We start from the raw sequence: 12,063 nt of genomic DNA on the forward strand, positions 1-12,063 counted from the left end.
GCTAAGACCATTTGCCAATCGCAAGGCCGATCAAGCTCGTTCATCTTTCCTCCACGGCGCTTCGGCGTCCGCTCGATTCAATCCGCGCGTTCAATGACGCGGAAAGGCAAGACCTGGAGGAGACACCCGCTTCGGCCGCAGGCCGGAGCGTGGTTGCTATTCCCGCAAGGATTGCCCGGTCGCGCGGCGCCCGTGCCATGAGATCCGCTTCTCTTTTGGGGGAGCGCACCGATCCTTGAGGGAGGAAAACTTCATGACTGTCACCACTGCGGGGCCCGCCGCGAAGGCCGTGCCGATGACTCGGGAGGAGAAGAAGGTCATCTTCGCCTCGTCCCTGGGCACGGTTTTCGAATGGTATGACTTTTATCTTTATGGTTCGCTCGCGACCATCATCGGCGCTCAATTCTTCAGCGCCTATCCGCCCGCGACGCGCGATATCTTCGCGTTGCTGGCCTTTGCCGCCGGCTTCCTGGTCCGCCCCTTCGGCGCCCTTGTGTTCGGCCGGCTCGGCGACCTCGTCGGCCGCAAATATACCTTCCTCGTCACCATCCTAATCATGGGCATGTCGACCTTCATCGTCGGCATTCTGCCCAATGCAGCCACCATCGGCTTCGCGGCTCCGGTCATCCTGATCGCCCTGCGTCTGGCCCAGGGCCTCGCGCTCGGCGGCGAATACGGCGGCGCGGCCACCTATGTGGCCGAGCATGCGCCGCAGGGCCGGCGCGGCTTCTACACCTCGTGGATCCAGACCACCGCCACGCTCGGCCTGTTCCTGTCGCTGATCGTCATCCTCGTCACCCGTTCGGTGGTGGGCGAAGCCGACTTCGCGGCCTGGGGCTGGCGCATTCCGTTCCTGATCTCCATCGCCCTGCTCGGCGTGTCGGTCTGGATCCGTCTGACCCTGAACGAATCCCCCACCTTCAAGCGCATGAAGGAAGAAGGCACGGGCTCCAAGGCCCCGCTTTCGGAAGCCTTCGGCGAATGGCGGAACCTGAAGTTCGTCATCATCGCGCTGCTCGGCCTCACCGCCGGCCAGGGCGTGGTGTGGTACACGGGTCAATTCTACGCCCTGTTCTTCCTGCAATCGATCCTGAAGGTGGACGGCTACACCGCCAACCTGCTGATTGCCTGGTCGCTCGTGCTCGGCACCGGCTTCTTCGTGTTCTTCGGCTGGCTTTCGGACAAGATCGGCCGCAAGCCGATCATCCTCGCCGGCTGCTTGATCGCCGCCTCGTGCTACTTCCCGCTGTTCAACATGATCACCTCAGCGGCCAATCCGGCGCTGGAAAAAGCGGTCACGTCGGTGAAAGTCGCCGTGGTCGCCGATCCCGCGGGCTGCGGCAGCCTCTTCAACCCGGTGGGAACCCGTGTCTATACCGCCCCCTGCGATTTGGCGCGTGACTTCCTCGCCAAATCCTCGGTGCGCTATTCGACCGAGTCGGCCCCGGCCGGAACCCCGGTCTCGGTCCGCGTGAACGATACGGTGGTCCCCTTCGGGCCGGACTTCGCCAAGACCACCACTGCCGCACTGCAGGCGGCGGGCTACCCCAAGGCGGGTGATGCGAACATCGTCAAGATGGCGCATCCGTTCGACATCTTCCGCCCACAACCGGCGGCGGTCATCGGCATCCTGTTCGTGCTCGTGCTCTTCGTGACCATGGTGTACGGGCCGATCGCGGCGGCGCTGGTGGAACTGTTCCCCACCCGCATTCGCTACACCTCGATGTCGCTGCCCTACCACATCGGCAACGGCTGGTTCGGCGGCCTGCTGCCGGCAACCGCCTTCGCCATGGTGGCGGCCACCGGCGACATCTATTACGGCCTCTGGTACCCGATCGTCATCGCCTTGATGACCTTCGTGATCGGTCTGCTGTTCGTCCCGGAAACCAAGAACCGGAACCTGGACGACTGGCACTCCCACTAACCGCGAGCTCCGGCGGCCGGCCTGTTTGGGTCGGCCTTTGGGGAATGGCCGGCTGCCCCGACCATTCCCAGGCGACGGCCCCGCTCAGGCGGGGCCGTTTGCGTTTGGGATGTTGCGCTTGGGGACGTTGCGCTTGGGATCTTGTTCGCCCCGCCCGTCACTGGTAGGCATGGCGGCGACGGCGTCATGCCTGAAGCCGGTTTAGCTCAGCGGTAGAGCAGCGGTTTTGTAAACCGAAGGTCGGGGGTTCAATCCCCTCAACCGGCACCACTTCCTTAAAAAATTATCTTTAATTTCATATGCTTGGCTGACGCCCGGCTATTCCGGCCCACAAATCAGCCCACAAAATCACCTGACTGTGCGCTCGGGGGAACTTTGGGATGACGCGAGACCGACCGCATTGCGGCACCGTCGGTCGGGAGCACCTGTCATCGCGAACGTGGCCCGCGTGAATGGCGTGCCCGTTGAAATAGGCGCACGCCAGCAGTGACCAACCCGGATGATGTGAACGGGCTGCGTGCCCGGCCCGCCCGACGGGTTGCGCCAACCGTCCATCTCCGAAGGGCTCGTCGCTCGTTTCGGGAGAGCGAGCCACGGTGACCGAAAAATGAAGTTTCAGTTCGTCCGGCATGCGCATCCCAGCTGAGAGGGCAAAGGCGGGCGATTTCTCGCCCGCCTTTGCCTGAATCGGACAGAAGCTAGTCCGCCGGGTTGCGCTTGCGTTGCCAGGGTTTGTCGTAGTCGCCAGCCATCAGATATCCCAAGGGCTCAATGGTGGCGATCACATCGGCAAGGCCATAATGCTCGATCTGCGCCCGCACCGAGGCCGCCGATTTGTAGGCCAGCGGCGACTCGGAAGGATCGGGCCGTCCATAGAAAAAGCGGACATCGAGACTTTCCGTCTGCGCAGCAACGATGTCTGAAGCGGCGGCATGATAGCGATCCGGCGGCAGACCATGGATGCCCAGCTTCTTCAGCAATGCCGTGCGCGACATGTTGCGGCCGGCGCCATGGGGCGCGAACGAACAGGAATCCGCATTGTCCCGCCCGAGCGTGATGAGAATGGGCGCGACCATGTTCAGGGGAATAAGCCCCAGCAAGGGGTGGCCGTCCGCATCACGCCAGGCCGGTGTCGCGCCCTTCCCGTGATAGAAAAGGCCCTCCCGCTTCCAGACGAAATTGTGCGCGTTGCCGAACGCCGCAATCGCCTCAATGCCCAGGCGACTGGCCGTTCTCTCGTGGATCAGCGCATGGTTTCGCTTGGTCCAGCGCGCGACATAGCCGAGCGCCTCCCAATAAAGCGAACCCTCGACGCTGTCCGGATCGAGCCAGGCCTGACGAGCGGGCGTGTCTGGAGAGACGTGCACGCACTGAGCTGTGGCCGCTGCAAGACCACGCTTATAGACCTGAGCGCCGAGATCGCGTGAGCCATGATGGGTGACCAGGGCAAGGACGGTTTTATTTACGTCAGGCTTCAAAGCTTCAGAAAGCGCTTGCTGCCCATTGCGCGCGAGGGTGTCGATCAAGCCCTGCGTGACAGACAGGGCGCCGGCAAAGGCGAAATGATTGCCATCCCCCTAATCCGCCAGTTGCGCCTTGGCGCGATGGGCCAGCCCCTTCAAGAAGGGGTTCTGCGTCTCTTCCAGTTCCCGCGTAATCCCGTCGCCCACCCAATCGTCCGGCCTTCGCCCGCCCGGGCCGAAGCGGGTCGAACACTGGATCGCATCCATGATCGCTCGGATCGGCACGTCAGGCGCGCGATAGAGCGTGGCATGGAGCGAGCAGCAGATATCCGCTGAATGGAAGGCGGGGTGAATCGCCCGGCTGATGACCGCCCCGCCGACAGGAATCGTCCCCGATGCAGTGCCGGCGGGACAGGCATCCGGCATCACCGCGCCATGCTCAAGCACGGGCGTTTTCATCAGTTCGTCCATGTGTGCCCGGACGAACGCGATGTTCGCTTCTTCCTCCGGAGTTTCAGCATGGATCGCGAGCGTATAGCGGCCGGACGGTCGCCGAGAGAGGATCTGAAGGGGCGGCAGAAGCCCCGCAAGCGCCAGCTTGATGGAGGCCTCGTCTTCCCTATTGGCGTCCATCTCGGTCGCCTTGGCGAGAAGCTTGCGGAAATGAGGTCCGGGCTCAAAGCCCTAGGCGATAAGAGTTTTGCCGGTGACCGGCGTGCGGTGTGGTGTGGTGGGAGCCTCCTGGCCGTTTGCTGTTTTCAAGAATCGGATTGGGCAAATGATTGGCAGTTTTTCAGAGCGTCGGGCGCGATGGAATGCCGAGCCATTCTTCAAGAAACGCAGAGCGCGCGAAGGGAACATCGGGCATATCGTCATCGTGCCCGAAGCGGCTCCATTGATCCAGAAAGCGCACGGGATCGTCGTCATGGCAGGCGAGCCACGCCCGATAGATCGCCCGCACCAAGGCCTTGCGCGGCATCACCACATCGAGCTTCAGCTCTGCGCCCACAATGTATCGAAGGATCACGCAGAGCCTGACATGGTCGCGGCGCGGCGGCTGCCAGGTGACGCTGGGGGGAAATCGATCTCCCGGGAAAAGGTGAAGCTCGCCGAAGGATCCCTCTTCGCTGATTGCCAACCGCGGAAAGCCGCCGCGCGCCACCTCTTCAAGCCAAGCAACGATCTCGGCGCCAGAACTGTAGAGATAGCTGATGCGGATAAGCGCGACCTGCCTGTAGGACGCGAGCACGAAGTCGATCCAGCCCGCTTCGGGTGGCTCGAATGCGACCGCGAGCGTCTCGAACGACGTCGGATCGCCGAACGGCTGTTGAATGGGTTCGTCCGGTGCGCGCCAGACCTGGCATAGTGGATCTTCCCACCAGCCCAATGAATGCGCACGCCAACGAGCTGCGAGGCCATCCCCCTCTTCGAGGGGCGCGCCAAGTTGGCGGATCTCGTCAACGTCATGGCCGCCGCGGCGGTACCAGTCGGCAATTTGCTCGATATCTCCGGGAGCGGAGCTTATGTGCCAGCCACATTCGAAACGAAGGCGGATGGCATAGATGATGACCGGCGGCGCCGGTTGCTTAGGCAGGTATTTATTGAAGAGAGACGCTCCGAAAGTGTGGAATGCAGACGGTCTTATCGCATGCAGCTCGGTCCGTCAGCCCCCTGGTGAAGAGGCAGCGGAAGAGAAGACATGTCCCGGAGGGCCTGATGCCACGTATCAGGCGTTAATGGCGTAACGGCTGAATTTTGAGGTGTAAACGCGACGTGGGAAATCCGCGGAAGAGCACGCAGGCTTGTCAGTGCCCGGCTTGGTGGCGGCAGGAACGGATGTTGGGAGGAGACAGAAAATGGACATTACCCCCTCGACGCACCACCAAGTCAGCGCTGCCGTTTCGCGACCTCAGCTCGTCCAAGACCTAAGGTTGACGCGTAGGTCCCGTCACCATGCCAAAAACCCGGCAACTTCCAGATCGCCCGCGAAGGCGGCAAGCGCCTCCGGCGCTCGGACTGGTGGGCGTGGCATCTTCCTGCCGAGGAGCAGCCGCAATTTACGTTAATGCCATAAGAGCCGGTCGCGAAGAGGTTGGCGTCAGCGTGCGGAGCGCCAGGAGCTGACCTTGAGCCCGCGCCGCGAAGCAGACGGTCAATCTGACAGCGGCTGCAAATAGGACGGCAGGGCGAAGGGCTGGACGGCCGCCGTGATCTCGAAGCGCCGCAGCCAACGTTCCACGGCGTTCTTCAGATGGGCTTCAAGTACTTGCGCTGCGAGGTCGCTCCGTTCCTCAAGCATCAGGTCGACGATCTCAAGATGCTCATCGAGGGCGGCCCCGATCAGATCCATCGGGATTCCCAGCACGGGATCGAACAGGTAGCGCGTCGGGCCGAACAGCAGATGCGTGCGCTTCAATGCGCGCATGATCTCCTTGTTCGGCCCGAAACCGAGAATCGTGATGTGGAGATCGGTCTCCACTTCATCAAATTTTGCGCTGCTGATGGGGTTCTCGGCGCGGGTCGCAAAAATGCGCGCGCGCATCTCATCAAGCAGCGCTCGCGGCACCAGCGGCCCAGCCTCGCGCAGGGCCAGCGGCTCCAGGATGCAGCGCAGCTCGTAAAGGTGCCGGATGCGGTCCGGCGTCATCTTCTCGGCGATCCAGTGGCCGGCATTGTCCTTGCCGACGAGGCCTACACCGTGCATGCGGGCCAGAAGGTCGCGCGTGACGGTCCGGCTGACGCCGAAATGCTCGGCGAGGCGCTGCTCGCTCACGCGCACCGAGGCGAACAACGTGCGGATGAACAGCTCCTGCTCCACCTCCTCGTACATGCGCTCCCATTGGCGGGGCGCGGACATGTCGACGGGCGCGAGCGCGGCGAACGCCGTCTCAACGCCGTTTTCCAGCCGTCCGCAGACGCGGTAGCCCCGCCCGGGCAGCGCCTCCACGAGCCCTTCCTTCTGAAGCGCGTCGAGGGCTTGGCGCGCCGGGGAGCGGCTGACGGAGAAGGCCCGGACGATCTCCGCCTCGAGGAGCCGCTCGCCCGGCCGGATCTCCCCTTCCGCGATCATGTCACGGATGCGCTGAATGACGCGGTCGCGCAGGGACGAGCCTGTCTCCGCATCCGCTTGGCGGGTCCTCACCTCATCGCCCATTCCTTGCCCTTCGCATGCGCGCGGCGCGCCCTGTCACCTAGCCGGCGTACCGACCGTGGGCAAGCCGCGGCCCTTGACAATCCCGTTCCGATGGCACTTCCATAAAGCGTACTTTGGATTTAAAGTACGTTTTATCAAGATGCCATCTCGCGCTGCGGGCAACGCCGCGGTGAAACCCGCAGGAAAACGGCCAGGAACGGATCCAGTGGCATCCACGCACGCCCCCATCACCTCCATCGAGGATCTGCGCCGCCTCGCCGAACGGCGGGTGCCGCGCATGTTCTACGATTACGTGGATTGCGGCTCCTGGACCGGTGCGACCTATCGGGCGAATGAGGAAGACCTTGCCGCCATTCGCCTTCGCCAGCGCGTCGGCATCGACATCTCCCGGCGCAATCTCTCCAGCCGCATGCTGGGCGAGGACGTCGCCATGCCGGTGGCGCTCGCCCCCACCGGTCTTGCGGGGATGCAGTGGGCGGACGGGGAGATTCTCGCCGCGCGCGCCGCCGAGCGGTTCGGCGTGCCCTTCATCCTGTCCACCGTCAGCGTGTGCTCCATCGAGGACGTGGCCGCCCACACCTCGCGCCCCTTCTGGTTCCAGCTCTATCTGATGAAGGATCGCGCCTTCATGGAACGGCTCGTCGCCCGCGCCCGCGATGCCGGTTGCTCGGCGTTGGTGCTTACCATGGACCTGCCCGTGCAGGGCCAGCGCCACCTCGACATCAAGAATGGGCTCTCGACCCCGCCGCGCCCCACGCTTCGCAATCTCGTCAACCTCGCCACCAAGCCGCGCTGGTGCCTGAACATGGCGCGCACCGAGCGGCGTACCTTCCGCAACATCGTCGGCCATGTGGAGGGGGTGAGCGATGCCTCCTCCTTGGCCCACTGGGTGTCCGAGCAATTCGACCAGACACTCGGCTGGGACCATGTGCGGTGGCTGCGGCGCATCTGGGACCGAAAGCTCATCGTGAAGGGCATCATGGACCCGGAGGATGCCCGGGCCGCCGCCCGCGCGGGGGCGGATGCCATCGTCGTGTCCAACCACGGCGGTCGCCAGTTGGACGGGGCGCCCTCCAGCATATCCGCGCTGCCGGCCATCGCCGAGGCGGTGGGCGCACGCACCGAGGTGCTGTTCGATGGCGGCGTCCGCTCCGGGCAGGATGTGCTGAAAGCGTTGGCACTGGGCGCCGGCGGTGTGCTCATCGGCCGGGCGTTTCTCTATGGCCTCGGTGCCATGGGGGAGGCGGGGGTGACGCGCTGCCTCGAACTCATCCGCCGCGAGCTGGACCTCACCATGGCGCTGTGCGGCATCACCGACACGGCCGATGCCGCGCGCGCATTGCTGACCACGCCTACTTACCCCGACCCCGCCGCGCGTCTGGCGGCGCCCGTCTGAACGATACGCCTCGTACGCCGGGGCCCGAGATCACAGGAGAGGACCGATGTTCGGCAAGTATCAGATGCACTCTGGCAGCGGGGTCAACCCGCCTTATTCCCCGGCCTATCCGGTGGAGTGGGAATGTGCCTTGCGCACCCTGGAGGTGATGACCCGCGTCGATCCGTCCAAGACGCGGGCGCTGCTCGCGGACACGCCGTTCGAGCTGGTGAACGACCACGTCGCCTTCCGCTTCATGGCCTCGCCGGGACACACTTTGTCTCTCCATCAGGGCCGCATGTTCGACCTGATGGTGACGGTAGCGGTGCGCTACGAGGACCTGTTCACCCAGACGCACATCTACATGTACTGCTCCGACCCCATGGGCATCGCGGCTGGCCGCGAACTGTTCGGCTATACTAAGAAGGACTGCACCTTCCGCTTCGACGAGGCCGAAAGCGGCGCCATAGAGAGCGCGGTGATACGGCGCGGTGTGCCGCTCGCCGAGATGTCCTTCACGCCGGATCTGGACGCGCCCGTGGTGCGCCTGGTGGACGGCGCGGAGCAGCCGGGCGGGGAGATCCACGTGCGCCGCCTGCCGCACCCCGAACGGCTGGAGACGGCCTATGCCGACATCGTCTACCGCCGCACGCCCATCGCCTACTCCGCGCCGGTCGCCGGGCGGGCGTCCATGACGCTGCATGAGAGCGCGTTCGATCCCCTTACGGAACTCGCGCCGGAAATCCTGTCGGCCCAGTTCATGGTCTCCGACGTCTATGGCGGCGGTTTCGCCGTCGAGGATCGACGCCTGCTCAAGCGGCTCATCCCTTGAGCCACGCCAAAACAAAAATGCGAGGGAGGAACGACATGATCCGAAAGACCGACAAGGCGCTCCGGCGCCGCACTGCTCCCGCCATCTCCCGCCGCGCCGTGCTCGCGGCCGGCGCGCTGATGCTGGCAATGCCGGGGCCGGCCGCCGCTCAGGAGCAGAAGACGATCAAGATCGGCGTGCTCACCGACATGTCCAGCCTATATGCGGACGTGACAGGCAAGGGCTCGGTGGTGGCGACCCAGATGGCGGTCGAGGACTTCAACGCCGCCGGAAAGCCGCTGAAGGTGGAGGTGATCGCAGCCGACCACCAGAACAAGGCCGATGTCGCCGCCGGTATCGCCCGCAAGTGGTTCGACACCGAAGGTGTCGACATGATCGTGGATGTGCCGAACTCGGCCGTTGCTCTCGCCGTCGCCTCCATTGCCCGCGAGAAGAACAAGGTGATGATCGCCTCCGGCCCGTCCTCCTCGGACCTCACCGGCAAGGCCTGCTCGCCCAACACCGTTCACTGGACCTACGACACCTATGCCCTCGCCACCGGCGTGGCGACCGCGGTGGTGGAATCCGGCGGCAAGAACTGGTTTACGCTGACCGCCGACTACGCCTTCGGCCATGCCATGGAGCAGGACGTCAAGAACGTGGTCGCCCGCACCGGCGGCAAGGTGATCGGCGGCGTCCGGGCGCCGCTCAACACCCAGGACTTCTCCTCCTTCCTGCTGCAGGCGCAGGCCTCCGGCGCCCAGGTGGTCGGCCTCATCAATGCCGGCGGCGACACCATCAATTCCATCAAGCAGGCGGTGGAGTTCGGCATCCCGCAGGCCGGCCAGCGCCTCGTCGCCACCGTGCTCTATGTGACCGACGTGCATTCGCTGGGACTCAAGGTGGCCCAGGGGCTGCAGTTCACCGAAGCCTTCTATTGGGACCTGAATGACGGAACCCGCGCCTGGACCAAGCGCTTCGCGCCGCGCAGCGACGGGCGCTACCCCAGCGCCCTACATGCCGGAGCCTATGCCTCGACCCTGCATTACCTGAAAGCCGTCTCCGCCGTGGGCGGCGCGACCGATGGCGTTGCGGTGGTGGACAAGATGAAGGTGCTGCCCACGGACGACCCGCTGTTCGGCAAGGGCTCGATCCGGGTAGATGGGCGCAAGATCCACCCCATGTTCCTGTTCCAGGTGAAGACGCCGGCGGAATCCAAGTATCCGTGGGATTACTACACGGTGGTAAAATCCATCCTGCCGGAGCAGGTGTGGCGTCCGCTCGCCGAAGGCGGGTGCCCGCTGGTCAAGTCGTGAGCGTCGCGCTGGTCACTGGCGGCGGCGGCGGCATCGGGCGTGCCATCGCCGTGCGCCTCGCTACCGGCGGGTTCGACGTGGCGGTGGTGGACCGGGACGTCCCCCTCGGCACCGAGACCGCGCGTCTCGTGGAAGAGGAGGGCCGCAAGGCCCTCTTCCTTCAGGCCGACGTCTCGCGAAGCGAGGAGGTCGCCGCCTTCGTGGCGCGCACTGAGGAGGCCCTCGGCCCCATCGCAGCCTTCGCCAACAATGCCGGGATCGAAGGGGTGGTGAAGCCTATCTTCGACTATCCGGAGGACGTCTTCGATCAGCTCATGTCGGTGAACGTCAAGGGCGTGTTCCTGGGCCTCAAGCATGTGCTTTCCCGCATGCGCACCCGCGGCGCGGGGACGGTGGTGAACACCGCCTCCACCTCGGCCATCCGCGGCCGCCCGGGGCTCGCCGGCTACGTGGCGAGCAAGCATGCGGTGCTGGGCCTCACCCGCGTGGCGGCGCTCGACGTGGCGGGCACGGCCATCCGCGTCAATGCCGTGCTGCCGGGCCCCATCGACACGCGGATGATCCATGCGCTGGACGAACAGGCGGCGGCCGCCGGCGGGGTCAAGCGCGCGGGCGCCGCCCTGCATGGCCAGCCGGAGGACGTGGCGAGCGTGGTAGCGTTCCTCCTCTCGCCCGCTGCGGCCCATGTGAACGGAGCGGCCTGGACGGTGGATGCCGCCTCCACCGTCCCCTGAAGGCCACTGGCGCCCTGTGATCCCTCTTTTGTGAACCCAACCTCCGGAAAGCATACTCCATGAAGCTCTGTCGCTATGGCGCGCCCGGCCTGGAAAAGCCGGGCCTGATGGATGAGCACGGCACCCTGCGCGACCTGTCGGGCATCTGCGCCGACATCGAGCCACGGAACCTCGCACCCGAGGGCCTGGCCGGCCTAGCCGCCATCGATCCGGCGGCCCTGCCGCAGGTCGCGGGCACGCCCCGGCTCGCCGTGCCCTATGCAGGCATGTCCAAGTTCATCTGCATCGGCCTCAATTATTCCGACCACGCCGCCGAGGCCGGCATGGCGGTGCCGAGCGAGCCGATCATCTTCCTGAAAGCTCTGTCCGCTCTTTCGGGGCCTGACGATCCCATCGTCCAGCCGCGCCATTCTACCAAGCTAGACTGGGAGGTGGAGCTGGGCGTCGTCATTGGCACCACTGCGCGCAACGTGGCGGAGGCCGACGCCATGGATCACGTGGCCGGCTATTGCGTGGTGAACGACGTGTCCGAGCGCGCCTTCCAGATGCAATCCACCCAATGGGACAAGGGCAAGGGTTGCGACACGTTCGGGCCAGTGGGCCCCTGGCTCGTGACTCGCGATGAGATCCCCGACCCGCAGGACCTCGGCATGTGGCTCGACGTGAACGGCAAGCGCATGCAGGCGGGCAACACACGCACCATGATCTTCGGCGTCCGCGAGCTGGTGAGCTATTGCAGCCGCTACATGACGCTGCTGCCCGGCGACATCATCGCCACCGGCACCCCTCCCGGGGTGGGCATGGGCATCAGGCCGGAGCCCGTGTGGCTGAAGCCCGGCGATGTGGTCGAATTGGGCATCGCCGGTCTTGGAAAGCAGACCCAGCACGTGGTGGCGGCCTGACGGGCCCGGCGTGGCTAGTGGCAGATCTCGAGCTGAGCCGCTTCACCTGCGCGGCCGGCCCGAATCCGCGCGCCGCAGCCAACCTGCACCTGCACGATCCATCGCCTAACTCAAAGCGGACGTCGACGACGTCCTGAATGGGTCAGCGGCGCCTGCAATCCCTTGAACAGCAGGCGCCAAACCTCAGATCTCTGTCTGCTCTGATAGGCTCAAGGCGTCATCGACCTCGATGCCGAGATAGCGCACGGTGCTCTCGAGCTTGGTATGGCCCAGCAGGAGCTGGCAGGCGCGGAGGTTTCCGGTCCGCTTGTAAAGAATGGAGACCTTTGTTCGCCGCAAGCTGTGCGTCCCATAGTCGGCTGGGTTGAGACCGATCAAGCTGAC

The 12,063-nt window shown here is 64.9% G+C and carries 11 protein-coding genes and 1 tRNA gene; 7 read left to right on the forward strand and 5 right to left on the reverse strand.

Annotation, left to right across the window (positions count from 1 at the left end; genetic code table 11):
• Positions 1-253 precede the first annotated feature (253 nt).
• Both V5F77_RS27305 and V5F77_RS27310 read left to right on the forward strand, forming a co-directional pair.
• Positions 254-1,924 (forward strand): MFS transporter, encoded by a 1,671-nt coding sequence (locus tag V5F77_RS27305; protein WP_429008225.1) that lies wholly within the window; start codon positions 254-256, stop codon positions 1,922-1,924.
• Positions 1,925-2,119: 195 nt separating this feature from the next.
• Positions 2,120-2,194: transfer RNA gene (locus V5F77_RS27310), tRNA-Thr, on the forward strand.
• A gap of 428 nt (positions 2,195-2,622) precedes the next feature.
• Here V5F77_RS27310 and V5F77_RS27315 read toward each other — a convergent pair.
• The 4 genes from V5F77_RS27315 to V5F77_RS27330 form a co-directional block, all read right to left on the reverse strand.
• Positions 2,623-3,450 carry an RtcB family protein gene (locus tag V5F77_RS27315; RefSeq protein WP_429008226.1) on the reverse strand — a complete coding sequence of 276 codons (828 nt, stop codon included), beginning with the start codon at positions 3,448-3,450 and terminating at the stop codon, positions 2,623-2,625.
• 51 nt (positions 3,451-3,501) lie between these two features.
• Positions 3,502-4,020 (reverse strand): hypothetical protein, encoded by a 519-nt coding sequence (locus tag V5F77_RS27320; RefSeq protein WP_429008227.1) that lies wholly within the window; start codon positions 4,018-4,020, stop codon positions 3,502-3,504.
• A 160-nt stretch (positions 4,021-4,180) separates the two neighbouring features.
• Entirely contained in the window at positions 4,181-4,774 is a 594-nt protein-coding gene (locus tag V5F77_RS27325; protein ID WP_429008228.1) for a hypothetical protein, read from the reverse strand.
• Positions 4,775-5,539: 765 nt separating this feature from the next.
• Positions 5,540-6,541, reverse strand: coding sequence for a GntR family transcriptional regulator (locus tag V5F77_RS27330; protein ID WP_429008229.1), 1,002 nt, complete (start codon positions 6,539-6,541; stop codon positions 5,540-5,542).
• 205 nt (positions 6,542-6,746) lie between these two features.
• Here V5F77_RS27330 and V5F77_RS27335 point away from each other — a divergent pair, with 205 nt between their 5' ends.
• Genes V5F77_RS27335 through V5F77_RS27355 form a run of 5 tightly spaced genes read left to right on the forward strand, consistent with a single transcriptional unit; the run spans position 6,747 to position 11,679 of the window.
• Complete coding sequence (locus V5F77_RS27335; protein ID WP_429008230.1) at positions 6,747-7,937, forward strand: alpha-hydroxy acid oxidase; 1,191 nt, start codon at positions 6,747-6,749, stop codon at positions 7,935-7,937.
• Between the two features lie 46 nt (positions 7,938-7,983).
• On the forward strand, positions 7,984-8,748 hold the full coding sequence (locus V5F77_RS27340) for an acetoacetate decarboxylase family protein (RefSeq protein ID WP_429008231.1): 765 nt from the start codon (positions 7,984-7,986) through the stop codon (positions 8,746-8,748).
• Positions 8,749-8,783: 35 nt separating this feature from the next.
• Positions 8,784-10,043 carry an ABC transporter substrate-binding protein gene (locus V5F77_RS27345; protein WP_429008232.1) on the forward strand — a complete coding sequence of 420 codons (1,260 nt, stop codon included), beginning with the start codon at positions 8,784-8,786 and terminating at the stop codon, positions 10,041-10,043.
• Positions 10,040-10,777, forward strand: coding sequence for an SDR family NAD(P)-dependent oxidoreductase (locus V5F77_RS27350; RefSeq protein ID WP_429008233.1), 738 nt, complete (start codon positions 10,040-10,042; stop codon positions 10,775-10,777). The genes V5F77_RS27345 and V5F77_RS27350 overlap by 4 nt, the downstream gene beginning before the upstream one ends.
• Before the next feature lie 59 nt (positions 10,778-10,836).
• Positions 10,837-11,679 (forward strand): fumarylacetoacetate hydrolase family protein, encoded by an 843-nt coding sequence (locus V5F77_RS27355; protein ID WP_429008234.1) that lies wholly within the window; start codon positions 10,837-10,839, stop codon positions 11,677-11,679.
• Between the two features lie 183 nt (positions 11,680-11,862).
• On the opposite strand, the gene V5F77_RS27360 is transcribed toward V5F77_RS27355, so the two are convergent.
• On the reverse strand, positions 11,863-12,063 hold a 201-nt coding region (locus tag V5F77_RS27360; RefSeq protein ID WP_429008235.1), incomplete at its 5' end, for a tyrosine-type recombinase/integrase.

The sequence above is a fragment of the Roseixanthobacter psychrophilus genome (assembly GCF_043195195.1).
Classification (GTDB): Bacteria; Pseudomonadota; Alphaproteobacteria; order Rhizobiales; family Xanthobacteraceae; genus NCEH01.